This window comes from Leptospira fainei serovar Hurstbridge str. BUT 6 (genome assembly GCF_000306235.2).
Lineage (GTDB): Bacteria > Spirochaetota > Leptospiria > Leptospirales > Leptospiraceae > Leptospira_B > Leptospira_B fainei.
In genome coordinates this window covers 345347-371271 of the sequence record NZ_AKWZ02000010.1, presented here as the reverse complement: position 1 = coordinate 371271, position 25925 = coordinate 345347, and the positions used below count along the sequence as shown (strand labels likewise).

At 44.3% G+C, this 25925-nt stretch carries 30 protein-coding genes and 2 tRNA genes; 23 read left to right on the top strand and 9 right to left on the bottom strand.

The features are described from left to right. Position 1: 1 nt before the first annotated feature. Together LEP1GSC058_RS10860 and aroE are read right to left on the bottom strand one after the other, a co-directional pair. Positions 2-1276: a glutamate ligase domain-containing protein gene (locus tag LEP1GSC058_RS10860; protein WP_016550120.1), complete on the bottom strand. Its 1275-nt coding sequence runs from the start codon at positions 1274-1276 to the stop codon at positions 2-4. A 6-nt stretch (positions 1277-1282) separates the two neighbouring features. Next, a complete protein-coding gene (gene aroE / locus LEP1GSC058_RS10855; protein WP_039948298.1) occupies positions 1283-2149 on the bottom strand; it encodes a shikimate dehydrogenase in 867 nt (288 codons plus the stop codon). Between the two features lie 69 nt (positions 2150-2218). Here aroE and LEP1GSC058_RS10850 point away from each other — a divergent pair, with 69 nt between their 5' ends. After that, a complete protein-coding gene (locus LEP1GSC058_RS10850) occupies positions 2219-2614 on the top strand; it encodes a hypothetical protein (RefSeq protein ID WP_010414739.1) in 396 nt (131 codons plus the stop codon). Between the two features lie 26 nt (positions 2615-2640). On the opposite strand, the gene LEP1GSC058_RS10845 is transcribed toward LEP1GSC058_RS10850, so the two are convergent. After that, positions 2641-3420, bottom strand: a complete 780-nt coding sequence (locus LEP1GSC058_RS10845) for a glycosyltransferase family 2 protein (protein WP_016549709.1) — start codon at positions 3418-3420, stop codon at positions 2641-2643. Then, positions 3421-4113 carry a hypothetical protein gene (locus tag LEP1GSC058_RS10840; protein ID WP_016549724.1) on the bottom strand — a complete coding sequence of 231 codons (693 nt, stop codon included), beginning with the start codon at positions 4111-4113 and terminating at the stop codon, positions 3421-3423. It abuts the gene before it with no gap. A 25-nt stretch (positions 4114-4138) separates the two neighbouring features. Between LEP1GSC058_RS10840 and LEP1GSC058_RS10835 the strand changes: the two genes are divergently transcribed. The 7 genes from LEP1GSC058_RS10835 (at position 4139) to LEP1GSC058_RS10800 (ending at position 12572) form a co-directional block, all read left to right on the top strand. Then, entirely contained in the window at positions 4139-5497 is a 1359-nt protein-coding gene (locus LEP1GSC058_RS10835) for a hypothetical protein (protein ID WP_016550200.1), read from the top strand. A gap of 26 nt (positions 5498-5523) precedes the next feature. Further along, positions 5524-6672, top strand: a complete 1149-nt coding sequence (locus tag LEP1GSC058_RS10830; protein ID WP_016549518.1) for a S1 RNA-binding domain-containing protein — start codon at positions 5524-5526, stop codon at positions 6670-6672. 5 nt (positions 6673-6677) lie between these two features. Continuing rightward, positions 6678-7139: a tRNA (cytidine(34)-2'-O)-methyltransferase gene (locus LEP1GSC058_RS10825; protein WP_016550916.1), complete on the top strand. Its 462-nt coding sequence runs from the start codon at positions 6678-6680 to the stop codon at positions 7137-7139. 447 nt (positions 7140-7586) lie between these two features. Further along, on the top strand, positions 7587-8249 hold the full coding sequence (locus LEP1GSC058_RS10815; RefSeq protein ID WP_016550401.1) for an ATP-binding protein: 663 nt from the start codon (positions 7587-7589) through the stop codon (positions 8247-8249). 66 nt (positions 8250-8315) lie between these two features. Next, a complete protein-coding gene (uvrB, locus tag LEP1GSC058_RS10810) occupies positions 8316-10295 on the top strand; it encodes an excinuclease ABC subunit UvrB (protein ID WP_016550392.1) in 1980 nt (659 codons plus the stop codon). A 16-nt stretch (positions 10296-10311) separates the two neighbouring features. After that, entirely contained in the window at positions 10312-10911 is a 600-nt protein-coding gene (locus LEP1GSC058_RS10805; protein WP_016549478.1) for a rhomboid family intramembrane serine protease, read from the top strand. A gap of 362 nt (positions 10912-11273) precedes the next feature. Further along, complete coding sequence (locus LEP1GSC058_RS10800; RefSeq protein WP_232224670.1) at positions 11274-12572, top strand: SBBP repeat-containing protein; 1299 nt, start codon at positions 11274-11276, stop codon at positions 12570-12572. A 37-nt stretch (positions 12573-12609) separates the two neighbouring features. Here LEP1GSC058_RS10800 and cutA read toward each other — a convergent pair whose 3' ends face one another. Together cutA and LEP1GSC058_RS10790 are read right to left on the bottom strand one after the other, a co-directional pair. After that, positions 12610-12939 carry a divalent-cation tolerance protein CutA gene (cutA, locus tag LEP1GSC058_RS10795; protein WP_016550154.1) on the bottom strand — a complete coding sequence of 110 codons (330 nt, stop codon included), beginning with the start codon at positions 12937-12939 and terminating at the stop codon, positions 12610-12612. Between the two features lie 99 nt (positions 12940-13038). Beyond that, positions 13039-13572, bottom strand: coding sequence for an LIC_10730 family protein (locus LEP1GSC058_RS10790; RefSeq protein WP_016550139.1), 534 nt, complete (start codon positions 13570-13572; stop codon positions 13039-13041). Between the two features lie 333 nt (positions 13573-13905). On the opposite strand from LEP1GSC058_RS10790, the gene LEP1GSC058_RS10780 reads away from it, so the two are divergent. After that, the gene (locus LEP1GSC058_RS10780; protein WP_016550724.1) at positions 13906-15138 is read left to right on the top strand and encodes a serine hydrolase domain-containing protein; all 1233 of its coding nucleotides are present in this window, start codon (positions 13906-13908) and stop codon (positions 15136-15138) included. A 119-nt stretch (positions 15139-15257) separates the two neighbouring features. Beyond that, positions 15258-15992, top strand: coding sequence for an HAD-IA family hydrolase (locus LEP1GSC058_RS10775; protein WP_016550012.1), 735 nt, complete (start codon positions 15258-15260; stop codon positions 15990-15992). Between the two features lie 6 nt (positions 15993-15998). Here LEP1GSC058_RS10775 and LEP1GSC058_RS10770 read toward each other — a convergent pair whose 3' ends face one another. Next, positions 15999-16697: a DJ-1/PfpI family protein gene (locus tag LEP1GSC058_RS10770; RefSeq protein WP_039948296.1), complete on the bottom strand. Its 699-nt coding sequence runs from the start codon at positions 16695-16697 to the stop codon at positions 15999-16001. Positions 16698-16798: 101 nt separating this feature from the next. Here LEP1GSC058_RS10770 and LEP1GSC058_RS10765 point away from each other — a divergent pair, with 101 nt between their 5' ends. Both LEP1GSC058_RS10765 and LEP1GSC058_RS10760 read left to right on the top strand, forming a co-directional pair. Next, positions 16799-17080 carry a helix-turn-helix domain-containing protein gene (locus LEP1GSC058_RS10765; protein WP_016550833.1) on the top strand — a complete coding sequence of 94 codons (282 nt, stop codon included), beginning with the start codon at positions 16799-16801 and terminating at the stop codon, positions 17078-17080. Between the two features lie 266 nt (positions 17081-17346). Further along, positions 17347-17649 carry a helix-turn-helix transcriptional regulator gene (locus LEP1GSC058_RS10760; protein ID WP_039948295.1) on the top strand — a complete coding sequence of 101 codons (303 nt, stop codon included), beginning with the start codon at positions 17347-17349 and terminating at the stop codon, positions 17647-17649. Between the two features lie 98 nt (positions 17650-17747). Here LEP1GSC058_RS10760 and LEP1GSC058_RS10755 read toward each other — a convergent pair whose 3' ends face one another. Both LEP1GSC058_RS10755 and LEP1GSC058_RS10750 read right to left on the bottom strand, forming a co-directional pair. Continuing rightward, on the bottom strand, positions 17748-18395 hold the full coding sequence (locus LEP1GSC058_RS10755) for a DUF6946 family protein (protein ID WP_016550619.1): 648 nt from the start codon (positions 18393-18395) through the stop codon (positions 17748-17750). Between the two features lie 564 nt (positions 18396-18959). Next, positions 18960-19763, bottom strand: coding sequence for a hypothetical protein (locus tag LEP1GSC058_RS10750; RefSeq protein ID WP_016550442.1), 804 nt, complete (start codon positions 19761-19763; stop codon positions 18960-18962). 286 nt (positions 19764-20049) lie between these two features. Here LEP1GSC058_RS10750 and lsa25.6 point away from each other — a divergent pair, with 286 nt between their 5' ends. The 11 genes from lsa25.6 to rplJ all read left to right on the top strand — a co-directional run bounded on the left by lsa25.6 (position 20050) and on the right by rplJ (position 25918). Then, positions 20050-20763, top strand: a complete 714-nt coding sequence (gene lsa25.6 / locus LEP1GSC058_RS10745) for an Lsa25.6 family adhesin (RefSeq protein WP_016550272.1) — start codon at positions 20050-20052, stop codon at positions 20761-20763. A gap of 316 nt (positions 20764-21079) precedes the next feature. Then, complete coding sequence (locus LEP1GSC058_RS10740; RefSeq protein ID WP_016549873.1) at positions 21080-21784, top strand: DUF1003 domain-containing protein; 705 nt, start codon at positions 21080-21082, stop codon at positions 21782-21784. A 306-nt stretch (positions 21785-22090) separates the two neighbouring features. After that, positions 22091-22447 (top strand): hypothetical protein, encoded by a 357-nt coding sequence (locus LEP1GSC058_RS10735; protein ID WP_039948294.1) that lies wholly within the window; start codon positions 22091-22093, stop codon positions 22445-22447. Next, positions 22444-22857, top strand: coding sequence for a hypothetical protein (locus tag LEP1GSC058_RS10730; protein WP_016549341.1), 414 nt, complete (start codon positions 22444-22446; stop codon positions 22855-22857). Before LEP1GSC058_RS10735 ends, LEP1GSC058_RS10730 begins: the two co-directional genes overlap by 4 nt. 365 nt (positions 22858-23222) lie before the next feature. After that, a tRNA-Thr gene (locus LEP1GSC058_RS10725) sits at positions 23223-23294 on the top strand. 16 nt (positions 23295-23310) lie between these two features. Beyond that, positions 23311-23381, top strand: a tRNA-Trp gene (locus tag LEP1GSC058_RS10720). Positions 23382-23428: 47 nt separating this feature from the next. Further along, the gene (secE, locus tag LEP1GSC058_RS19980) at positions 23429-23611 is read left to right on the top strand and encodes a preprotein translocase subunit SecE (protein WP_010414655.1); all 183 of its coding nucleotides are present in this window, start codon (positions 23429-23431) and stop codon (positions 23609-23611) included. A gap of 35 nt (positions 23612-23646) precedes the next feature. After that, complete coding sequence (nusG, locus tag LEP1GSC058_RS10715) at positions 23647-24192, top strand: transcription termination/antitermination protein NusG (protein ID WP_010414653.1); 546 nt, start codon at positions 23647-23649, stop codon at positions 24190-24192. Between the two features lie 40 nt (positions 24193-24232). Next, complete coding sequence (gene rplK, locus LEP1GSC058_RS10710) at positions 24233-24661, top strand: 50S ribosomal protein L11 (RefSeq protein ID WP_016549555.1); 429 nt, start codon at positions 24233-24235, stop codon at positions 24659-24661. 4 nt (positions 24662-24665) lie between these two features. Continuing rightward, complete coding sequence (rplA, locus tag LEP1GSC058_RS10705) at positions 24666-25358, top strand: 50S ribosomal protein L1 (protein WP_016550437.1); 693 nt, start codon at positions 24666-24668, stop codon at positions 25356-25358. A gap of 26 nt (positions 25359-25384) precedes the next feature. Next, positions 25385-25918: a 50S ribosomal protein L10 gene (rplJ, locus tag LEP1GSC058_RS10700; protein ID WP_016549355.1), complete on the top strand. Its 534-nt coding sequence runs from the start codon at positions 25385-25387 to the stop codon at positions 25916-25918. Positions 25919-25925: the final 7 nt, after the last annotated feature.

Genomic DNA, 25925 nt, shown 5'->3' with positions numbered 1-25925 from the left:
CTTATTTCGTATTCTTTTCGATCGCTTCGATTCCATATTTATAAAGACGAAAGCTTCCTAAAACGAGAACTCCATCTCGGGAAAAATCGGATAATCGTTTTGAAAAGTCGTTAGGATCCAGGGCAAGCGATTCGAATCCTTCCGGCAATTTAAATTCGGGACCTTTTAGGAACGCGGCTCTCGTCCCAAGATTTTTTACAAAGAGTTCGATATCTTTAGCCATACTTTCCCCGTCCTTATCCGGTAAAAAACCGGCTATCACGGACAATTTCTTTTCCGGATACAGAATGGAAATATCCCGAAGAGTCGTTCGTACAGCGTCCGGATTATGCGCAGGATCGAAAATTACGAAAGGGTTCCGTGAGAGAACCTCCAATCTTCCCGGTGGGGATCGGAAATCGGCCTTCAGCGCAGCCGAATAGGAAACGAAAGGTTTTTCATCAAAGAACCATTTACAATCATTCGAGCTTGGAGCTTTTAGAAAAGCTAATGTAACCGAAAGCATATCGTAGATTGTTCGAGTTGCCCAAACGGCAAAATTTATATTGTAGATTAAATAAGCTTCCTCGAGCGATTTCCTTTCGAAGAAAAGGAGTTCGATTCCTTTCTCGGAGCAAAAAGACCGTATGATTTCGTCCAGTTCGTTCTCGTGGGGCATTGACAACAGTAGCTTAGTTTTTGGCCCTGCAATATTCAGTTTTTCGAGAAGTATCTTTTCCTTACTATCGCCGAGTATCGCCTTATGATCCTCTCCGATCGAACATAATATTACGACATCCGGCTCCGAGAGACTGGTAGCATCCAATCTTCCGCCGAGTCCGGCTTCGTAGATTTGAACGTTCAAATCCTGCGATTCGAAATAAACGAAAGCCCCTAAGGTAAACCATTCAAACCAGGATAAATTAGATAACTCCGATTCGTCGGCATTCTCGAAAATCAATCTTGCAACATTCTCCAAATCCGCAGGTGAAATCGGATCGAAATCCGGTCCCTTTCGGATCCTTTCGGCAGGGCCGAGAAGATGGGGGGAGGTATATAACCCGACTTTTTGGTTCAGCTTGGAAAATGTCTGGGAAAGAAAATGAGAGACGGATCCTTTTCCATTCGTTCCGACAACTGAAATTCGGAGACGAGAGGAACGCCTTTGCCTCCAATTATGTTTATCTAAAAAATTCCGAAACGCTTCCAAAGTATATTCTTTGAATACATTGAAGTTTCTGGTTTTTTCTAAATTAACCAGACTAGACGCGAATTTTAAAAAATCATTAAAAGGCATGTGCGATTAATTTCCGTGCAGAGCGGAACGAAGCCTTTGTCTTCCTTTATCGATGAGTTCGTTTTCCAATTGGATACCTGTGAATAAACCGAATTGCTCTACTGCTTGGTACAATAACATCTCGGTGCCGGGTATAATGGTCGCGCCGAAGGATCGGGCGATCTTAACGAGCGGAGTTACGAGCGGGTTGTATACGATGTCGAAAACGGTTTGACCCGGGTTGAAGGACGAAGGGGAAAAAATCGGACCCGGCTCCTTTCCCTTCATTCCGAGTGGAGTCGTGTGCACGACCAAGGAGAATTCGGCACATTCTCGTTCCGCATTTTCTAACGAAAGGAAGGAGGTCCTTCCCGGTCGAACTCGATCCAGCAAATCTACGATTTCGTTTCCTGCATCTCCGTTTCTTGCGGCAATAACCAAGGACTCTACGTTTCCTTTTTCCAAAAGTGAAAAGGCAATTCCTCTCGCGCTTCCTCCGCTTCCCAAGACTAGGACTCGTCCTTTCAACGAGGAGGGACTTTGTTCCAAGATCGCCCGAACTGCTCCGATTCCGTCCGTATTATGCGCGCTAATCGATCCTTCTTGTAAGACGAGAGTGTTGCTTGCCTTCATCGCTTCGGAAGCAACGTCCTTTTTATCCGCCAACCTAAATGCTTGTTCCTTATGAGGTATCGTGACGGAAAGTCCTCTGATTCCGAATTTGTATAGTACTGTTAAGTCCTGTTTTTCAATGGACGAAATGGGAAAGACCATGTAGGCGAAATCTAGACCTAAGTCTTCATACCACCCGGTATGAAGTAGGGGGGAAAGCGTATGGGAAAGTGGATTTCCAACGATGCCGAAATATTTAGTGCTGTCTCTGAAGATTTTCAAGGAAGGTAGGACCCTTTTTTCGCTAAAATTCTCGACTTTATCCCAAAACCCGGAAAACCTGTAAACCAGATGGGAATCCTGGCTTCGTTCTACGATTTTCTTCCTTCCTTCGGCACTCAACCTTTTTTAGTCTTGGCCGCATTCTCCGTTGGATGGTGGACTCCGTTTACTAATGCACTTTTTGTTGTCGGAATTAGCGGCGGTCTCGCCTGGTATTTCTATTTTTATAAGCGCAAAGACTTACTAGGCGGTTTTTGGGTGGCCTTTCTGGTCGCTTTACTTGGCTCCTTAATTATTCTTTCCATTTTTCAGGATATCATCCGAGACATCGTGTTCTGGTTGATATCTCCTAAGGTCGGCATCTATCAACTTTCCAACGTAAACTTGATTGCAGTGCTGATCGGCGGTTATTTGGCTTTATACATTATGAATCGAATCAATCACAACAAGGAGCGCCGAGACTGAAACTTTAGGATTTACTCCTAACACATTCAATTCTCGCGTCGCTTCCGATCCTTTTCGGCCAAACTCATTTCTAGTATCTTGGTATACTTTAAGAAATTATAATAGAATCCCATGATTGCCAAAATAAACCCTCGCCGTCCGTCCAAGAACCCGCAGCGAACGAAATACATCCAAAAAGATTTATAAGAAGCTTTTAAAAAGGCGAAGAGAAGGCCGGTGCGTTTTCCTTTGGCGAATTTTTCGGTTGCCGCAAGTTCGGAATACCGATTTATAAAATTCACATGATCATACAGGTTCTGATAAGAGTAATGCAATATCGGGTTTTTTAATTTCCTTTTTTTTCCTTCAAGAAGAACCGATTCGTGGACTTTTCCTCCGACAAATCGACCCTTGGATTTTTTAAACAAACGGACTCGATAGTTAGGATACCATCCCCCGTGACGAACCCATTTTCCCATGTACATGGTAAGCCTAGGAATGAGAAACCCGTCTTCTTCAGGTTCTCTTCCTCCTAATATCTCCCGGATTTCATTTTCCAATTTAGGCGATATTTCTTCGTCGGCATCGACGCTTAAAATCCAACTATTCTTAGCCAAAGATACTACGTGATTTTTTTGAGATACATAATCGTCGAATTCGCGATGGACTATTTTAGCACCGAACGATTTTGCCAATTCTCCGGTTCGATCACTCGAGCCGGAATCCAATACGATAATTTCATCCACGAACTTAAGAGAAGAGAGGCAGCGAGTAATATTATCCTCTTCGTTTAACGTTATGATGCAGGCGGAAATCGGTAGGGGCATTTATATGCGCGAGAAATCCTTGTCGCGAGCCGACTTGAAGTTTGTAGTCAGGGGAATTTCCAGTCGAGCAATCGTCGATTCTTTTCGAATTCCTATGCGGAAGAAAGAAGGATCGATTCCTTCTCCTTTCAGCATAATTAGAATCAAAGCCAATCCCAACCCCGCGCCTTCCGTATTATCCGCGTTGTCCATATAGAATTGAGCTATATCCGCGTATTGCATTCCTTTTTCGAGTTTTTCTCGTAATGATTTTTCTTCCTGAGGAGTTACGGGAGTATTATTGATCACTTCGATACGAATTCCGTCCATAGAATAATCGAAACTGATCAAGCAATAGTAGCCTTTCTTTTTCGCTTTCTGCCCGAACTCTTCGGCCATGCTTTCCGAAAATAATTGTCGGTATTCGGCGACCCCTTTTATATATTGGGATTCATTCGCGAGATCGTATCCTTTTTCCTCGAAGAAAATTCTTTTTTGGTTTGCCTTGCAGGCGTTGATCGATAACTCTTTAACGATAGTATAAATCGTCGGGACGAGCGTGGGATATGTAACTTTGTCCAGGATTAATTCGATCGCTTCCTGGATATGCTCTTCCACGGATCGAGTCATCCGATGTGTTTTGAGGGATAGAATTCTTCCGTTCTCTACCGTAAGTCGGATATTATCGGATATATCCCGGATTTCCTGACCCATTACCTTGAACTTTCCGGAACTCGATTTGTTTGTCAAGAGACTCATACCCGCCATACCAAAAAAGGTCTTCTCGCATTATTTTCTTTGTAAAACTTCTTTTTTCTGGGGTCTCTTTTTCTTCTCTTCGTTCTCCGTTATCGAGGCCCAGAGTTGGAGTTGGAAAGGAGTATTTGTAATAGAGCCCGGCTCTTTGGAATATAAAGGACCCGTAGATTTATCCGTAAAGGACGGAATCGTCGAGAAGATTTCCCCTTCTTCAAACGCTCAAAATCCTCTATTCATATTACCCGGTTTTTGCGATGCTCACGTCACTTTGGGGGCAAACTCGATCGGCGGCCAAAAAGATAAAAATGAGCTGCAGGAAGATATTCGGTCATTTCTTCAGCACGGATTCGTTTTCTTGCAGAGTATCGCAGATGCCTCTTGGGTTGAGGACCTGGCGCGTTCACGAAGAAAAACGGGAGAATTCCCGCAAATTTCGATCTCCTCTCCGATACTCGTTGCGGATTCGATTGAACTTCGAAACGCGGGGTCAAAGCTCAGCGGCTACAAAATTCTGCATAATCAAGAGGAAGCGATCCGGGCCGTTTCGAATCGGGGAATAGGACGCGCGCACTTATTTTTGCGTCATGATGCCGGAGAACCGTTTCAGATTGACGGACAACTTTTGTACCGGATGAAAACTCAGGCGGACGAAAAAGGTCTTGAATTGGCGGTTTCCGCGTTTGGAGAAGAATTTGCCTCTTGGGAAGCGCTCTCTGCCGGCGTCCCAGTATTGTATCATCCGATTCCGGAAACTTCTTCTATAGCTCCTGTCTCTAGAAATTTAGTCCAATCTTATTGGGGACCTATGTTTGGTGTGTACTACAATCAAAAACAAGTAGGAACTCCGGGGTTTTCCGAGGAATGGAATCGATTATTGGCTTGGAGTCCTAGATTTAAAGAAAAAGCCTTCTCGAACGAATGGATCTCGACCCTGGTTCCGTTAGGAGAAAAAGAAAAAGCGGAAGCGGATAAGGAGTACGATTCCTATCTTGCCTTTCTGAAGGCTCGAAAGAATCTGGCCTTAAAGATTCTACTCGCTTCAGGCACCGGCCATTATCTGATCTTTCCGGGAATTGGGGGTTGGAAGGAGATTTCCATTTTGTCGGAAATTTTAGGTCCTAAGGAAGCTCTTCGTGCCGCCACAGAAACCGCCTGCACTTACCTTGAAGCTGCGCACGAAGGCAAAATTCGCGTCGGGAAGTCGGCGCAGTTCCTTGTTTTTAGCGAGGACCCCTTGAGCGGATGGGAAAAATTGCGTTCGTTGCAGACGGTTGTGACGGAACGTAGAAGAACGGAAATTCTCCCGCCTAAGAAACCTGCTTCTAAACGCGGTCGGTGAGATTCAATTTATAGAGAGGAAGAACTATGAAAGACTCCGAGAAAGAATTATTCGAAAAACTTTTGGATGAAAGCTTCCGCAAAAAAGGTGCGCTTGAACCGGGTGCAAAAGTAACTGCAGTCGTAAGCAGCGCAAAATCAGATTACATTTTTATAAAGGTAAAAGAGGCGGGAATCTCAGGAATCGTTCTCGCGGAGGAATTCCCCGAGGCTCCTAAACCGGGTCAAGAGTTCGAGGCGTATTTTCTCCGGGAGTCTTCCGGGGATCAATACTTTACGACTTGTCTGCTTGGAGATTCCTTGGAAAAGGATTTAATTTCCGTCGCTCAAGCGTCCGAAATACCCATACTCGCCCATATCGTGGGTGAAAACGAATCGGGCGTCGAAGTTAAGTTAGGCGAGGTCACCGGATTTTGTCCTTTTTCACAATTGGATCAGGATCTGCGTAAGCAAGGAAGTGCGGTCGGAAAATATGTTCGCTTTCTTGTAGTAGAGGTCGGCGCGAAGGGTAAGGTTGTCGTCTCTCAGAAAAAAATTGCCGATAAGGAAAAAGAAGCTAAGATATCCGTATTAAAAGGGGAATTAAAACCGGGCATGTTCGTAACATGCAGGGTGAAATCGGTTCACTCATTCGGATTGATCGTCGAGGCGGACGGATTGACGGCTCTCGTCCCCGCATCCGAAGCGACGTTCAAAAAAAATCCGGATTTAACTTTGGATTTTCATCCCGGGCAGGTACTCCATGCGAAAGTATTAAAGCTGGATTGGGAAGAAAACAAACATAGCTTTACGGTTAAGGATTTTCTAAAGGACCCTTGGGCGCAGAACGTTCCGTTTAAGGAAGGAGATGTCGTTTCCGGTGTCGTCGATAGCATTAAGCCGTTCGGATTGTTCGTCAAACTGAACGAAAATTTCTCCGGCCTCGTTCCGAATCGGGAGAGCGGAATCTTAAACAGAGTTCCCTTATCGCAAATTTTCAAACCGGGCGATAAAGTGGATGCGTTCGTAATGGAAGTGAATTTATCGAAACGGCAAATTTCCCTATCTCTAACAAAGGCGAAAGAAGTGCAGGATCGATTGAATTATAGCGGTTATTTGTCCGAAGAAACTTCCTCAACCGGATCCTTCGGTGCGATTCTCGCAAAGTCCTTGAGCAAAGGACAGAAGAAAGGTTAAGGTAAATGCCTCTCCGGATCGCTTTGTATCGGCCGGAGATTCCGCCTAACACCGGTAATATCGCTAGACTCTGTGTCGCTTTAGGAGCCGAACTGCATATTGTCGGAGAACCTGCATTCGAACTTTCCGAGAAAGCCGCCCGACGTGCCGGGTTGGATTATTGGGATAAAGTAAAACTGACTCGGCATTCTACTTGGGAAGAGTTTCGTTCGAGTCTTCCTCAGGGATCGAATCTTTATTTAATCTCCACAAAAGGGACGGCTTCTTATACGAAACCGAATTACGGGCTGAACGATACTCTTTTATTCGGTAATGAAACTTCGGGGCTTCCTCCCGAGATCATGAAAGCTTCCGATACGGATCATGTGATTCGAATTCCTATGGAAGAAGATTGCAGATGCCTAAACTTAAGTAACGCGGTCGCGATCGTTGCCTATGAAGTTTTGCGGCAAGTAAGAAAATGGTAGGGAAATTTCCCGACCAGCTTAAGTTTCCGAAGCGACGCAAAGAATCCGGTTCATGGCAGATTTAACGAAGTAACTACTCTAGCCGATAAAAAGATTCGCTGCACTTAAAGTTGGTAAATAAAAAATAGGACGCATCGCTTCATTATGGGTGGCGTAATTAATATTAAGGATCGATTCTACTAATCGACGAATAGCGCTCGGATGGAGAGTGATCTTAACGCGGGAAAATATTCCGTAAAAGAACGAATTTATGAGACGGCATTTCCGGCAAAAATCCGAAGACTGAAGGATCGAATTTGGAACTAGGCGTTTTTACCCGAGAAAATTTTCCGTAAAAAAGCTTCGGAAAAAAAACGGTGACCATATTCTCCGAAGCAGTTTGCGGTCGTTTTCTAAAAATCAGATTTACATTCATTTTAAAAAACGATCCTATGGAAAAATATGGGAATGTCCTTTTCCCTAGGAGAGATCGAGGCCCGAATACGGGATCTCCTAGCAAACGGTTTAGTAGGAAATTCCCAGGATTTCCACGCCTGGATCCGGATGGATGTCGTTCGGCGATTCCGGGAAGAGCCTAAGATCCAGCCGGACTGGATTCCCCAAATTCTTGATACCTTGGTCGCTTCCAAGGACGCAATCAGAGGAAAATTCGATCCGAGAGAGTATTCACTTTCTCCGGAGTCCGCTTTGCACAAGAAAACCGTTAAAAAAGAAGAATACGCTATTCTTGGGAAAACGGAATTTCAGCCTATGCAATACGTCCGAAGCAGGCTTGAGACTTTTTTGCGCGAAAACGGTGTTAACGACGATTTGATTGTCGATCTTACAATCGGATCGATCGAGGCCGTCGAAAATGCAGTGAAATACGGAGACGGAGGAACAGTCGAAGTCTCGTATTCGATAGAGAGAAGCGGACTTTTTAAAATTCGGCTGGTCAATAACCTTAGAGACTTGAACATCGAAGAAGATATAGAAAGGGGAAAATTCTCTTCCACCGCGACACTTATGCGCGGTATGATGGTAATGCAAAAGCTATTCGATAAAATGGATCTAGAAATTTTAGAAGAACGCAAGCAGGCTCTCTTTATGGCCGAGAAAAAACTTTCTTAGATTAGTAAAGTCTTTCAAAATAGAAAACATTCCGTTCGTCGTGGATTCTAACCGAGAGGAAACAGTATGCCTGCAATTTTTAAACTTCATTCCCCCTATAAAGCAGCTGGAGATCAAATTCAAGCTATCGAAAAAATTGCGACTTCGTTCGAACAGGGAGAAGAGAAAGTCACACTCGTAGGCGTGACGGGTTCAGGTAAGACGTTTACTATGGCGGAGGTAATTGCCAGACTCGGGTTGCCTACGCTCATACTTTCGCATAACAAAACATTGGCTGCACAATTATTCCGAGAGTTTAAGGATTTCTTTCCGGAAAATGCCGTAGAATACTTCGTATCATATTACGATTATTACCAGCCCGAGGCATACGTGCCTTCTTCCGATGTGTTCATCGAAAAGGACATGTCGGTGAACGAGGAAATCGATAAGCTAAGGCTTCGGGCGACATCTTCGCTTTTGGAAAGAGACGACGTCATTATTGTAAGTTCGGTTTCCTGCATTTACGGATTGGGATCTCCCGAAGAATATATGAAATCCGTAGTTTCATTACAAAAAGGAAATACGATTGATCGAGACCAGGTGATTCGTCAATTGCTTCATATCCAGTATAATCGGAACGATATCGATTTCTCTAGAGGGAATTTCAGAGTGAGAGGAGATTCCATCGAGGTATACCCGGCATACCATACGGACGGGATTCGAATCGAATTCTTCGGAGACGAAATCGACGCGATTAGCCGGATTCAACCGGTCACCGGGCAGGTTATTGCCAAACTCGAGCGTTGTTTTATCTATCCTGCAAAGCACTTCATCACGTCTTCACCGATGATCAAAGAGGCAATCGAAGTCATTAAGAATGAAATGACGGAGCAGGAAGCGAAGTTCAACAAAGAAAATAAGTTTTTGGAAGCACAACGAATCGTATCCCGCACGAACTACGATATGGAAATGCTTCAGGAAATGGGCTATTGCAACGGAGTCGAAAATTATTCGCGTCACTTAACCGGAAGGAAAGAAGGCGAAAGACCGGCGTGCTTAATCGATTATTTTCGCGGAGATTTTTTGCTGATCGTCGATGAATCTCATGTGACGATTCCACAGGTGGGAGGGATGTATGCCGGTGATCGTGCTCGCAAGCAAACTCTGGTGGACTTCGGATTCAGATTACCTTCCGCGCTCGATAATCGCCCGTTGAATTTTCCCGAGTTTGAAAATTTGACTCCGAGAACCTTGTACGTTTCCGCGACTCCAGCAGATTACGAGATGCAAAAAAGCAAGACGATTGTTGAGCAAATCATTCGGCCGACCGGGTTATTGGATCCCGTCGTAGAAGTTCGCCCGACGAAAAATCAGGTCGAAGACCTTTTGATCGAGATTCGTAAACGAGTAGATAAAGATGAAAGGGTATTAGTCACTACCCTTACCAAAAAAATGTCGGAAGATCTAACCGATTATTATAAGGAACTCGGAATTAAAGTCTCTTATCTGCACTCGGAAGTAGACACTTTGGAGCGGGTTGAAATCATTCGAGACCTGCGAAAAGGGGTATACGACGTTCTCGTCGGAATCAATTTGCTTCGGGAAGGATTGGATCTTCCGGAAGTCACGTTAGTTGCTATTTTGGACGCGGACAAGGAGGGATTTTTAAGAAATTATAAATCTCTAATACAGACGATCGGCCGGGCGGCTCGAAACATTAACGGGACTGCAGTCTTGTACGCCGATAAAATGACCGATTCGATGGAAAAAGCCATCGGAGAAACGCGTCGCCGCCGTACGATTCAGGAAGAACACAACAGGAAATACAGAATTTCTCCGAAAACGATTTCGAAGGAAATCAGCGACATTATAGATCGGGAGCAAAAAGAATATACCTTGGAAGAGGCGGCGCTCGAGAGTATCGAGAAGCAATTTAAAGAGAAGAATTTTTCTTCCAAGGAAGAATTAAAAGAACGTCTTAGAGAGGAAATGCTTAAAGCCGCAAAAGAATTGGATTTCGAACGTGCCGCAATGCTCCGGGATAAGATGCTTTCTCTGAAAGCATAACGAGAAACAGGATAAAATGCTAACAGAAATTACGATCGTAATCACCGCGGCTTTCAGTCTATACGCGTTGATGGGTAACCCGGAACTGCTGGAAAAATTCCTATTACGCCCGTTTCGAGATTCAAGGGAAGGACGATACTATACTTTGATAACGAGCGCCTTCCTGCATTCCGATATTTTCCATTTAATGTTTAATATGATCACCCTGTATTTCTTCGGACCGGCCGTAGAATATACGATCGGAGGATTCGGTTTTGCCGGAATTTACTTCACCGCAATTTTAGCGGCTAGCGGAATCTCCTTTCTCAAAAATAGGGATAATCCGGCTTACGGCACTTTGGGGGCTTCCGGAGGAACTTCAGGAATCGTATTCGCGTCCGTCTTATTTTATCCTCAGTCCAGTATCTATATGTTCTTGATTCCGATCCCGATTCCCGCGCCGATTTTTGCGTTAGCTTATCTTGGCTACACATATTACGCGTCGAAAAAAGGAAATGACGGAGTGAATCACGATGCGCATCTTTACGGAGCTTTGGCCGGAATTACCTTTGCAATTTTCGCTAAACCGGATTCCGTATTCAAATTTTTTCACTATATACTTGCGATATTCCGATGATTCTCGTCGCTCGTAGAATAAACATAGCTTCGTAAAAATTTTGCCTCATAATGCTTATGAATAAGCGAAGATTTTGAAATCTTCGGTTTTCCGTTATTGAGATATAATTTTTTTCCAGTTATAGGATAATTAAAAATCCGAAATGATTCGCTTTTTTCCCGAAAAGCGATCTTACTCGAATCTGGACTTTTTCAACGGACATGAATTATTTACGGCGAACTAAATCTGATATTCGATTCTTATTTATCTTTGCAAGTCTTCTCCTGTGTCTTGGTTGCGCGATTCATAGGCACAACGATTGCGACCGATCCTCTACGATGTTCGAGTTAGGAACCATTCTGAAAGCGACAACCGGAAGGACAATGTCGGGATGCATTCCTCCTCACGATAACCAAGGCCTTTTAGATTACGCGCGTTTGCTTGGGATTGGAGGAGCGACGACTCAGTCATACGGAATCGCGATCGATTCTAGAGGCAATATTTATATAGCGGGAATTACTAACGGAAATCTGGACGGACAAATATTCACGGGCGCGACAGGCGGCGCGAATTATAATTTATTTTTGTCCAGGTACGATTCTCAGGGGAATCGTCGGTGGACAAGATTACTTGGAGCTTCCGCAGCAGATACCGAAGCTTTAGGGATCACGACGGATTCCGCCGGAGGCGTGTATTTGACCGGGAAGACGACCGGCGCGATCGGAGGCCAAGCTGCGCCCGCGGGTACCGGGATGTTCACGGCTAAATATGATTCAAACGGGAATTTACTTTGGACCAGAGTCATCACTTCTGTCGCAGGTTATTATGCTACCTCTTATGGAATTGGAGCGGATGGAATCGGAAATATCTATTCGGGCGGGTTTACGAATAATACTTTCGACTCACATCCTCTTATCACCGCCGGAGTTGCCGACTCCTATGTCGTAAAGTATGACCAGAACGGAAATGAACTAACAAGTTGGGTGTTCGGAGGACCTGCAAACGTGTATGGGTTCGGATTCGCTGCAAACCCGTACGGCAATATTCACGCGACAGGTTATACGGAGGGAAATTTGTTCGGACAGACTTTCATCGGATCGTCTCCGAATAAGAACTTTTTCCTGGTTAAGTTTGATACGAATGGGAATCAGCTTTGGACCCAGCTTCTCGGCGCAGTTCCTGCAGGAAGCGAGGCATACGGATACGGCATCACGGCTGACGTATTAGGAAATATTTATACTGCCGGGAATGCAAACGTAAGTATCGGGGGACAAGTATACTCGGGCGGTGGGCCGACTTATTACGATCTTCTTGTGACTAAATACGACCCGAATGGCAATCTACTCTGGGTCCGAATGTTGGGAACACCGGGCGGAAATGTAAAAGGAAATTCAGTAACAGTGGATTTTTTGGGCAATGTATACGCGACAGGTTTTACATCCGCCTCCTTGGACGGGCAGGCATTTTCCGGAGGTACTTACGACTTATTTGTCGTGAAATATGACGCTAACGGAAATAAAAAATGGACAAAACTTTTAGGAGCCGGCGCCAATACGAATGCGACCGGCATCTCCGTCGACTTTCCCGGAAACGTATATGGAACCGGCTACACTAATGCCTCGTTACTCGGCCAACCGTATTCCGGAGGCGCTGCCGATTCCTTTTTGATCAAATACGAATAATCATAGAATATCTATGAGCGTCTTACTCGTCGGACTATTAACCGCCTTTGGCGATTTTTTCTTTGATATAGGATTTAAATTTATCAGAACCGAAGCTTACATCCATACGGATGATTTCGGGCGCCAAATAAGGATGCTTCTTCATGATGAATTCTTCAATTGCGGGATAATGTTCGGCCTTAGCCTTTAATAGAAGTTTATTCTCCGAATCGATCGTCAATTTCCCTTCCCATTGATAAAGAAGCGCGACTTCCGGAAAGATCGTGCCGCTAACTATAATTCCTTGCTGGAGCATTTCGGCGATATATTCTTCGGCTAAATCGCGGTCGGCGAGGGTAGTAAAAACGAGAATTTCTTGAGATGACATTCTTTCCTCCGAAAGGAAAGAAATTACGCGTTAACCTAAGTTTGTCCAGTCTTTCTCAAAGAGATCGAGTTTCGGATCGTAGCCGGAAAAATAATCGGGTTAATATCTTGGAGCATTCGGATTTGCATAATTTCCTTTTCCTGAATTCGGCATGGAACCGCCCGACGAAGGCGGGTCAAAGTGATTGCAAACATTCTGGCACGTTCCTACGCAGGCCCATCTTTTTCTATCCACAGAGATCGCTGTGAAAACGGTTTCGACACTAGGGACCGGAAATTCCTTCCAGCATTTATCTTTGCAGCTGTTATAAAGAACCGTGCAATTTTTGGCGGTCTTTGAATCGCCGGCCTCGGCCGACATCACTTCGAATAAGCGCCTTTCTTCTTCGCTTTTAAAGATCGGCTTCTTGCCGGCTCTCTTAAGTTCTTCATGCGACAGATTTGCCTCGTCCGCATCAGGAACTTCCTGTAGAACCCCCCTTTCTTTTCCTTTCGGTCCGGCGCCCTTACTCCAATCAACGGCGAAAAAGCAGTGAGAAAGAGAAAACAGTAAGGCTGCGAGCAGGAAAACTCTCTTACCCTTGAGCGAGAATAGGGAAGACATGACTCCAGACTTTAAACTATTTCGCTTCATGCAAGGAAAGATTCGACTGATCTTGCGAAAAGAAGGGCCATATTCCTCTAAAAAGAAAAGCATTAATGGAACAAATCGACGGTCTAAAATATTGAGAGGATATTTTAGCGATTAGAGTTCTGATCGTTTGAAACTTCTCGTCTTACAGCTTGTTAGAGGATCTAATGAGACATTTAAATAAACAATCGGACATGTCCATTTTCTCGATTTTTCCCGAAAAAATTTTGGAAAAATATTTCCAGCCGATTCGTCCAAATAGATTGCAAGTTGGAAGGTCTTTCGTTAGATTCTCCGAAAGATGTATTTAGTAAAAAGTAAGGATGGGATTCGATTTTGCGGTTTAAGATTTTCATAACGATATTCTCTCTAATCGCTTTTTCGAATTGTAGCGCCCTAGCTTGGGGTTGGGTCAAGCTTCCTGACGGAGTTAATTGGGAACACCCGGGAACACTGGATAGAACACCCGCCGAGGGCTTTCCGGTACATTTTCCAGAGGAAGCCGGAATGGATTCCAAACCTTTAGTCGAACTTTCCCAAAAATTGAGAAAAGAAAAAACCGAAGTTCGCTCCTTGCTCGTACTCAAAGACGGAAATCTTATTTGGGAAAGATACGCGGGGGGAATATCTCGAAATCATAATCATAATATGTATTCGGTGACTAAATCCATGCTTTCGCTTTTACTCGGTATTTGCTACAGTAACTCCTGCGGAGTGAATCTGGATGAGAGCTTGGCAAGAGCGGAAGGAAGCCTTCCCGGTATTCTTCCGTCCGAGTTGGAGGGAAAAGAATCCGTTCGATTAAAGGACGCGCTTAGGATGAGTTCGGGAATGGGTTGGGATTCGTTTCCTAAAAAAGAAGACATTCGAACGAACGCCGACCCGTTAGCAATCGCTTGGGAACCGCCCGTATCTTCACCACCCGGTTCTAAATTCGAATATTCTAATGGAGATTCGCAATTGGCTGCGGGCTATTTGGAAGCAAAGACAGGTAAGAGTCTATATGAGTATGCAAAGAATACAGCATTCTCTTGGTTAGGGATTCGGGGTGAGGAATGGTATACGGCTTCCTCGGGACGACAAACCGGAGGATTCGGTCTTCGGTTGAGATCTATCGACATGGCCAAGATAGGGCAATTGTATTTGGAGGGGGGAAAATGGCATGGAAGACAGATACTTCGCCCTGAATGGATCGCTTGGACTCTTGAGCCGGGAGTGGAGCATCGTTACGGGTTGCATTGGTGGCTTCATGAATTCGAAGGCAAGTCGACGTTTATGGCGACCGGGAAGGGCGGACAATTCATCTATGTGATACCTCACAGGAAAATCGTTATCGTAATCACGTCCGCAATTTGGGATAAGTCTTCCGACGTTCTTCTTGGGTCTGTGTTGGAATCGGTGAAAGCGTCCGTACAATCCCGAGATAAACTAGTGACTCGCGAAAAAGAGGAAGCGGTTTTGAAGGAATTGAAACTAGCGCGCAAATCTTCTTTGGATCCGAAATTAAAAGAGGGCGCTGATGAAACCAAGTTAGCGATTCAACCGGGGCACCAGCCGTCTCACCCGTAATTCCGAAGTTTAAGTTTATCGAAGAGTCTAATGATCGGAAGAAAGATTTACGAAATGAATGTGATACGGAAAAAACCGTAGAGTCCGAAATCTAAATTTTCCTCTCGAATGTTAATAGAATGCAAACATCTTTAAATACCGATCGATTTCTTTTCCTAGACGTCGGCGACACTCTCCTGACGATGAAAAAACCGGCAGGAGAAATATATTTCGACGTATTGAAAAATTTCGGGCTAACGAACGCAAATAGACCCGCGGGTTCCTTGGAGCGGGCGTTTCGTAAAGCTTATTCCGAATTAACGAAAGAACCTCTGCCCGAACATCGTGATAAATTTCACGCTCATTCAGGCGGAAGCGAGGGTTGGTGGAGAGACCTGCTCGGGATTTTTTTGAAAGAGATCGGTTCCGATTTGGATCCGGATCCGATTTTCCTTTCCATATTTCAAAAATTCGACGATCCTTCAGTTTGGGAAATCGATCCCGGATTTCCGGATTTGCTTTCGTTCGTAAAGAAATCGGGATACGGACTCGGGATTATTTCCAATTGGGATCACCGTTTGCGGGATCTATTGGGCAGCGTAGGAGTTCTTTCCTATTTTAATCCTATATTTGTTTCCGCGGAATTCGGCTTCGAGAAACCGTCCCATCGAATTTTCCAAGCGGCGTCCGAGACTGTCGGACTTCCTCCCGAGAAATTAATCTACTGCGGAGACAAAGTGGAGTTGGATATTACTCCAACCCGAGAGTTAGGTTGGACCGCCTTTCATAAGAACGAGAAGGGCGATCTTCAGCATTTAGGAGAACTCGTAGGTTTATTAAAAGGTTTAAGCCGGGACAAAATCCGGGAAAGCTGACCCGTTTTACTTTTCGGATTTGAGCCGATCAATTGCACGAAGCGCAATTTCCTTTCGCTTGATTTGAGCTTCTCTTCGACTCGATTCAACCGAATTCACAATCTCTTTAGGCGCGGATCTCGGATGGCCCGCAAAAAAAGGAGGATTAGGGTCATACTCGAGCATCAATTGAATTTCTTGCGCGATATTCGCTCCGTGTAGATCGCCGGCGACACTTAAGGCAAAGTCGATTCCGGCAGTCACTCCGCCGCCGGTAATTCGATTTCCGTCCCGTACGATTCTATCTTCCTTGACGTTAATTCGGGGGAAAAGCCGCAAGACATCCAGCGAAAGCCAGTGAGTGGTAGCGGAATAACCGTCCAGCAAACCCGCAGATGCGAGCGCAAGAGAACCTGTACAAACCGAGGTTACGTACTTCGCAGTCTTTGCCCGGTTTTTTAGCCAGGAAAGAATTTCCTCATTTTCCATAACGGCATTCACACCGGTTCCACCCGGAACAAAAAGCAGATCGAATTTCGGCGAATCGTGAAGGGGATAGTCCGGTAAGAAGGCCAGCCCCCGTTCGGCCAAAACAGGAGCCATAGCTTCGGCAACGAGAGAAATTTTCGTATTCGGCATTCTAGAAAATATTTCGTGGGGCCCCGTAAGATCCAGATGAGTCAAACCTGGGAAAAGGAGCATACCGATGGAAAAAGTTTGAGACATGACCGTAGAAAAAACGGATCTATTTCGGCAACAAGCAGGATTTCGGAATCACCATATCCTGATTTGGTATATACCGGTTTGGAAAGTAGAATATTCTTGTTTTGGCAAAAACAATTTATACCGAGGAATATCGTTCTTTCCAGAAGCTTTTAAAGAGGGCCAGGAAGGAAGCCGGATACACGCAAGTCGAAGTTGCCGACGCGCTCGGCGAGCCTCAATCTTATATATCTAAAATCGAATCGGGCGATCGGAGAATCGATGTAATCGAATTTTGGACGTTCGCCAAATTATACGGGAAACCTGTGGATTTCTTTTTCCGGTTTGAAGAGACTGATCGCCCCAAAAAAAGAACCCTGAAAGCCGCCGTTCCGAAAAAGAAATAGCCCTGTTTGCCGATCTAGTCCGCCTCCCGATTCTTTCCGACTAAAGAAACTTAATTTGGTATCCTATCTTTTCGAAGTCGACGAACTTCTTCGATCTTCAAAAATTTCGCACGCAAAATAAAATTTCCTGCCCGCGTAAATTCATTTTACGGTTTGAAAACAAGATATTTGTCAATCGGACCTACTTTTGTTCTTTTCGTTTATCAACGAATCTGGCCCTATTCTGATTTGGTATATAAAGAAAATAGAAGTAAAATTGGAATACTTTGAGTAAGACTATATATAGCGACGAATATCGCCGGATCATAGATAAAGTGCGACAAGCACGCATTTCGGCAGAACTGACTCAAGAGGATGTAGCTCAAGCGCTCGGCATAAAGCAATCCTTGGTTTCCAAGATCGAATCCTGTCAAAGGCGAGTAGATGTCTTGGAGTTGTTGGAACTAAGTAGGTTTTTAGGAAAACCTGTGGAATTTTTCTTTTATCCTTCCTCATCCGGAAGGTTGAAAAGTCAAAGCAGGAAGCCTTTAAAGGCCGCGTCCGTAAAGAAGAAGAAACGGACACGGTAGAGGCATTTAGATTTCTACGCGCGAGTTTTAACGGATCCGGTATAACCCCTAGATCGATACCGTAATTTATCTGCGGTGTGGACGAAGTCTTATCCAAATTATATTTCCGAAGAATTGTGCAATACGAAATAGATACTTCGTCCTCCTATAATCGAGGGTTCCGGAATGAAATCCTCATTTGGTTCGATATCGAAAGCTTCCAATAATTGATTAAAATCATCTCGGATTCCCGGATTTTTGCCAAAACTTTGGACGAGAAAAATACCTCGTGGTGTTGAAAAGTCGTCCATTACGGTAACCAGGGAATAAAGTCTTCGCAATAATTGGTAACGTAATGAAAGAGTACGTTCCTGTCCAATTCCCAAAACTGAAATTAAAGCCGAAAGTTTTTGGGATCTGACCGGAGATTCTTCCAACCAGTCGGAAATTTTAGGACCTAGAGATTCCTTGCCATCCACCGCTAAAATCCAGAGTCCAGCCCGGTTTTTACAAAATGCCAATAAATCCGCTTGCGATCGTTGTGAAAGGGGAGGCATTGAAATTTTATACTGGGGAATCCCGAACATAAATTTCAAACCGGATAATTCCCTTAATTGGGATAATTGATTGGAAACTCCCTCGGGAATTCCTTCCGCTTCCTGCCATTCTCTGGCTAATTCAAAGGCAGGAAAGCCTTGAACGAAATGTTCCGGAGTGTAAAGTAAATCTTTCCACTCATAGAAATGACGAATCTCCTTTAAAAACATGCAAATACCTTTCCATAAAATATTCTAAAATAGTATATTTAGATCAAGTAAAATATCTGATCGGTTCATATTTATATTATGTTTAGATCCATTCACCCAATTCGGAAAATTTTTCGGAATTTTAGTTCCTGCGATCCTAATGGCCTGGGATCTATTTTTAGATATATTTTATAAAATCATTAACTATTATTAGGAACAGAATAAAAGAGTAACTCTACGGGAGCGTAGGCAAGACGAAAAAATATCATTGGGAGGACCAGAGGCGGGATTGATATGCTTGAAATCAGCGGTAAAATTTCGCTCGATCGTCGATTTCGATTTGATTATTCTTAAATGGATCGAGGGCGAATTTACGAGAATTATCGAAATTTTGATAAATAAAGTTATCCGAAACTCGAATACCTTTTGTGTCACCTCTTGAAGATTTGGTTTAAAACAAAGAAAGGCTTTGTGTTTTATTTAGGAGTCAAGGAACTAATGAAGTTTAAGAAAACATAGCGCTTAAAAATTACCGGGAATTTTATACGGATGATTCCCGGCAAAGCAGCGATTAAAATGCTTATATTAATAAGCGTTATTTAGAGTAGCACACTGGCCGAATGCAATATTACGGGAACTACCGTAGCTACAAGTGATCGTTATTAGAGTAGGAGCCGCTGCTGTCGGTGTAACGTTGCTCCAAAGAAACTGGCTGGTTGGAAAGTCCGCGTTTATTTTTGCAAGAACGGCGGATGTACAGGAGGCTTCGCTAGCCATTGCTGCAAAAGTCGATACTGTACTTTCATATTGAAAATTTTGGTATTGAGCGACACTCGCCGAGCCTATTGCACCGGTTTGCGCGGCAGTCAACGAGGGCCATGTTTTAGAAATGGAGGCGCTTCCTTCCGCTACCATGCTTGTTATCGGAGTCCATTGGAGAGGGGCGGTGAATGCCGTCCAAGCGCTTTGGCTTAGGGGTGCAGCCGAGTTGATCTGATTTTGAATAGCAGTGGCCGTATTTGTACATCCGCTCAGACCTTGAGCAATATTAAGCACTGCCGTTAATTGCGCTTTCCCGATCGTAAGCGTTGAATTCGGATCGGAACCGAACAAAGTTGCTTGGTTACATGAGCTCGATGGGACGGGGGATAGGGACGCGAAGTAACTATTCGTCGCTACCTTTTGGGTCTGCGCGCAGTTCCCCGACGTTAGAGCTAATAATGCAATGATCGCAGCGTCATCATTACTTTTTTTCTTTTGTGTACAATTGGTGAAACTAGAAAGGCAAATTATTGCGATTCCGGTCAATATTACTTTTTTCATGGTGAAGATGATCTCCATAACTTGGATTTTAAGGGCAATCTTCAGAATGTTTTTTTCCACGTCCATAAAAATTATCCTTTTGATATATAATATTATTAATAATATTCAATTTGACAAAAATAATGAAAAGCAATTTTTATGAAATTTAGTTAAAATGAAGAGTAAAAACTAAATATTGTATCAAAATGATACTTAATTTCTTGGGAGCGAAACTTGCAAAGAATATTTTTGCTAAAAAAACAACGATTCTTCTTTTTTCGCTCCCAGAATTGCCGATTTTTCTATCTTTAAGATCAATTATTTAGCTTATTTATATCATTTTAGTAAAAATTAAAACACGCCAGGTGTCAAAATGGCTTCAGCTTTTTGTGTGTCTTTTTTGAGGCAAATATTCCTGTTTTTTCCTTTCTGCTGCAGTTCCTTCTTGCTTATTTCTTGTTCGAGCTCGTTCGAGACGGCCGATTATTCTGCCGCGAAAGGGGCAGATCCTAATGTTCATTCCTATCAATTTAAGAATACGGGAAAGATCGTGTTCATCGAGATTGATGAACGTCGGTCCGGTAAGGCCGATACCTGGCAATGGGTCTCCGGCGATCCGGCAAACCCGAAAAATGTAAACGTCCTGTACAGAGAGCTGGCGACAAAACCCGGAAGACCGGTAGATATTAAAACGTATTACGGGCCCAATAATTTCAAAATTGCGGAAATTCAGGATCTGAATGGGGACGGAAAATTTGAAACGACCGTTTATTTCAACTGGCTTGCGACACCGCAGTCGATCTCAGGGATTATTGCAAGGATCGAATCGGATACCGACGATAAGCCGGGTGTGGATCTTTGGATTTATCCGATGGCTCGCATGGAATTGGACACGAACGGAGATGGGCGACCGGATCGATTTTTATCGGATGGGGAAAAGATAAATAGATTGTACGCGAAATTCGTTACCGAAGGGATTCTATCTTCCGACGGCTTTCAGGTATTACGGCAGGATTCATCTTGGGCAATTCATCCGTTCTTGATTCCCGAAGGCAAAAATCGAGCGATTATTCCGAACTCATTTTAGTTTTATCCAGTATTCTTTTACCTTCTCTCATTAAATCAGAAGTCAGGATCGATAAGTCGGAGAATCGAGGGTTTTCGATTCTCCGTATCGGAAATATCGAATGATTTTCCTTTTAAGGCTTTACCGTGTATTAAAAAGATATGTTGGAATCTCTAAATTTTCCGAATTCTACCCTAGCTCGGCTTTGATGCGGTCGTAACCTCCTAAGTTTTCACGAACGAGGATCGGGCAAGAAGAGGATTGATTTCGCCAAGCCTTCCGAAACGGATTGCTTTTCCTAACGACTATCGCCAATCTTTAGAAAGCGAGGGGTAAGATGGATAAGGTCGTTTGTTCGATTACAAAGGAGGAGGCGGATTCGGAAAATTGCTATAGGGCGAGTACGATTCCAAGGCTGATCTACCAAAAGATGAAGCTAGAGTATCCGGAATTGACTCCGGACTCGTTCATCTCGATCCCCAAGGTAAAGGAATACCAAAAAAAATATCTAAGTCATTTGATAAACGAAGAATCCAGCGAATTGGATCGATTGGAGAAAGAGGTTCTTGATTCCATTGAAAAGAATGAGATTCTCTCCGAAAATATCGAACCGGAAATGGAACATCAACTTACTTTCGCGGAAAAAATTTCCGATAGACTGGCGGAATTCGGCGGAAGCTGGACATTTATTTTTTCGTTTTTTACATTCATCTTAATTTGGATATCGATCAATGTAGGCAACATTTTCTTCCATCCGTTCGACGTTTATCCGTTTATACTTCTGAATTTATTGCTTTCTTGTGTTGCCGCGATTCAAGCTCCGATTATCATGATGAGTCAGAATCGTCAGGAGCAAAAGGATAGAATTCGCAGCGAACATGATTATAAAATCAACCTAAAAGCCGAGTTGGAAATTAAGCTTTTGCACGAAAAGATCGATTATCTAATCGCGCATCAAAACAGGAAACTGCTGGAAATTCAGGAAATCCAAGCAAGTTACTTGGACGAGATTTTAAGTAAGCTCGATAAATTTTCATCTTAAATTTTACGGGAGCCGGCTTGATTCCGGCGAAATGTAAGCATGTCCCCGCTTTCTAAAATGAATCACAACAACTCCGAATCCTCTCGCTTATATTTCGCTTATTAAATGAGTTATTAAGTGAATTTTTTAGAAAATTCTTTCGAACTCTTATTTTAAATATTCATTTCATTTTCATTGCGGGAGATTTCCGTTCTCTCCAAAGGCATTTATGAAATTCTTATCTTCTATGCATACATCGGACTTATATCCGAATGAAAGAATGACTCTTGACTTCTTTGGGGAAGAGTGGAACTTTCTGCTATAAAGATGAGTTCGAATCGTATTCACGCGCACTGCCTCGCTTATTTTACCACCCTCTTATTACTGACCAATTGTTATGGCAGGAAAGTGTTAGGACAGTTCGACGAACTTACAATCGGATCGGAATATTCCGCTACGCATACGGTAGCTTCGAACGAACGAATTAAAACCGAATTATGTGATAAAGCTTTCTTGAATGCGTTTCAAGTGGGAATTCACGGTGCAAAAACGGATGTTCTTAGAGAGGCTCTTAAGAAGGAAATGGAAAAAGATCCTAAAATTATCGCCTTTCTAGACGTACATTTCGAACATGTCGATGGCTGTTGGAAAATCGAATATACTCCGGAAAGAAAGAAGAAATGAGTCGATTTGTAGTCATTTTTCTAATCGGTATCCTTTTGCAAGCCTGTCTATACGAGAAAGGATACATTCGAAGAATTCAAATCGACCCGAACGGCCAATCGAAAACGGAAGAGGAGCAAGCCGCACAGCCGAACAAGATTAAATTTCGGAAATGCATGTATTCGTTCATCGTTCTGTTTTGGTATAATCGTCCCTTCCCGTCCACGTGGAACGATCTCATTGCGGATCCCGATTTCGATGAGCACAAATCAGTAAAATTAAAGAACGCAGTCGTATATATAGATGGGATCGATTTCTTTCCTCCTTGGACCGTTTTCATGTTATTCCTTCCTTTTCCCACAGTGCCTATCATGAGAAGTTGTGGCGTAGTGGAAGGTGAAGTCATCAGCACAGGCGCTCATTCCCGCTAATAGCCGCTTGCCACAGTTGTCCTGCGTTTACGCCTTCGCCAGCAGATGAAGATTTTTTGGGAGATTTGTGCGGGAGCTCCCACGATTTTTGCTGAGGATAAAACGCTTGCGATGGTTTCGATTTTGTGAGATAGGGGCGGGTACCGCCGCTGCGCTCCAGCCCCCACCCACGAAGGGCGGGGCCCCTCCCGCAACTAAGAGACATAATATAGAATTCTAATGCATGATATTGGTTAGTTTTGCGACTCCTAGCATAAATAGTGCCAAACTCTTCGGAATACATGCGCTAAAACCTTGACCGGGGACCCTGGGCAAAAATACTGTGTATTTCTAGCTTCCCTACCTGGGAGCGGATAGCAAAACATGCCCTCTTAGCTCAGCGGTAGAGCACTTCCATGGTAAGGAAGGGGTCACCAGTTCAAGCCTGGTAGAGGGCTAGTTTTACGATTTTATAGGCCTGTAGTTTAATGGTAGAACTAGGATCTCCAAAGTCCTTGGTGGGAGTTCGATTCTCTCCGGGCCTGCATGGAACCGGCTCTTCGAGGGCAGCCATAGCACAGGAAGGAAACGAGTGAAGTTAAACGTTTTTATACAAGAATGCCGCGAAGAACTGAAAAAAGTTCAATGGCCAAACCGCCAAGAAGTAGTGCAATCTACGTTTGTCGTGTTAGCCACGGTTCTTTTCTTCTCTACATTTCTTTTCCTTTCGGACATGGCCTTTGTTCGGCTTCTTACCGGATTTTGGAACCTGTAAGTCATAGGAATCGAGAGGCGGCAGAGGGAATCATCATGGGTGAATTGAAATGGTACGCGCTGCAGACTTACTCCGGTCACGAGAATAAGGTGCAGAAGAATTTGGAGAAACTTGTTCAACAGCGTAAGCTGGAGGAAAAGATTCCGCAAATTCGTATTCCTACCATGGACGTCGCCGAAATGAAGAACGGCAAGAAGAAGGTTTCTAAAAAGAAACTAATGCCGGGTTACGTTCTTATTGAAATGGACATGGACGATGATCTACGTTTCATGATCCAAAGCCTTCCATCCGTTTCTACTTTTGTAGGATCCAAAGATGGGGGACCGGAACCTCTTTCCGTAGACGAAGTAAAGAATCTCTTTGCTGAATCCGGAGAGTTGAAATCCGAAGAACCGGCCGCGCCGCGGTTGCTGTTCAAAGTTGGCGATAGTCTCAAGATTATCGACGGACCGTTTGCCAACTTTACTGGAGTCGTAGATGAGATCTTCCCGGATAAGGGAAGGCTCAGAGTGAAGGTGGAGATTTTCGGAAGATCCACCCCTGTGGAATTAGATTATCTACAGGTCAAAACCGAACCCTGACCGGTGGGGAACCGGGAGAAACAAGTAAGGTGTTTCGCCAATGGCAGCAAAAAAAGTCGTAAAGCAGATTAAGCTTCAAGTGGAAGCAGGCAAGGCCAATCCGGCACCTCCAGTAGGTCCCGCTCTCGGTCAGGCCGGTTTGAACATTATGGAGTTCTGCAAGCAATTCAACGAAAGAACTAAGGCACAAATCGGCCTCAAGCTTCCCGTTGTTATCACCGTATTCTCCGATCGGAGTTTCACGTTCATTACCAAGTCTCCACCGGCAGCTCTTCTCGTAAAGAAGGCGATCGGTCTGGAAACCGGTTCCGCTACTCCTCATACCGTTAAGGTCGGGAAGATTACTCGTAAGCAGCTCGAAGAGATTGCAAAGACCAAGATGGAGGACCTCAACGCCAATGATTTGGACGCTGCGGTTCAAATTATCGCGGGAACTTGCCGTTCTATGGGCGTCACGGTAGAAGGATAAAACGATGAAGCGCGGAAAAAAATATCGTGCTGTAAAAGAGAATATCGACAGCACCAAGGTGTATCCGATCGAGAAAGCGGTAGAATTAGCGAAAGCTTCTTCTTACACAAAGTTCGATGGAACCATAGAAATCGCCACTAAAGTCAATTATAAGTCACTTCAGAATATTCGCGGAACGATTTCCCTTCCTCATGGAACAGGAAAACTGGTTCGCGTATTAGTTTTCTGTAAGGGAGACAAGCAAAACGAAGCTAAGGCTGCAGGAGCAGAATTCGTAGGCGATGCCGACCTGATCGAAAAGGTTGCCGGCGGCTGGACGGATTTTGATGCTTGCGTTGCGACTCCTGACATGATGAAGGATGTCGGAAAGCTCGGTCCTATTTTAGGACGTAAAGGTTTAATGCCTAAGCCGAAAGCAGGAACGGTCACTAACGACGTTGCAAAAGCGGTCGGTGAGCTCAAGTCGGGAAGGATCGAATATCGTCCTGATAAAGGCGGTGTCGTTCATCTAGGAGTGGGCAAAGTTAGCTTTGATCAAGCGAAGCTTGTAGAAAATATTCGTACCGTAGTTCAAACCCTTCTTCGAGACAAACCCTCGGACGCGAAGGGCGATTACCTGAAAACCTTTGCAGTCTCTCCTACGATGGGCGCAGGGATTAAGGTCGACGTTAAGGAACTGGTCAACTCGGCCGTTTAAGGCTCGAAGACAGGGAGAAGAATCAGATGCCCAGCCAGGAAAAACACGAAGCAGTCGCCCTATTGAAGGGCAAACTTGAGGCAAGTAGCGACTTTATCCTAGCCAGCTACAGCGGCCTTACCGTGGAGGAAATCACCGGTCTCCGGGCGAAACTCCGCAAAGAGGGCTCGGAACTAAAGGTAGTCAAAAACAACCTTTTCCTCCTCGCGCTCAAGGAATCAGGAAAGCATAAGGATAAAAACATTGCCTTTGGGCCCGAATACCAAGGTCCCTTAGCGGCAATTTTCGCCGACGCGAATCTACCCACCGTAGCAAAAGTTCTAAAGGAATTTGCTAAAACCAATAAGAACCTGATCGTAAAGGCAGGTTATTTGGACGGATCGGTTTTGGATGCGGAAGGCGTAGAAGCAATCGCAGGTCTTCCGAGCAGAGAACAACTTCTTGCTCAGATCGCAGGCGGAATCAACGGTCCGGCCCGGAGTATCGCTTCGGGAATCAACCAGATCATCGCAAGTCTCGCGCGAGCTATTCAAGCAACCGCAGAGAAGAACAACCAGTAGAACCCAT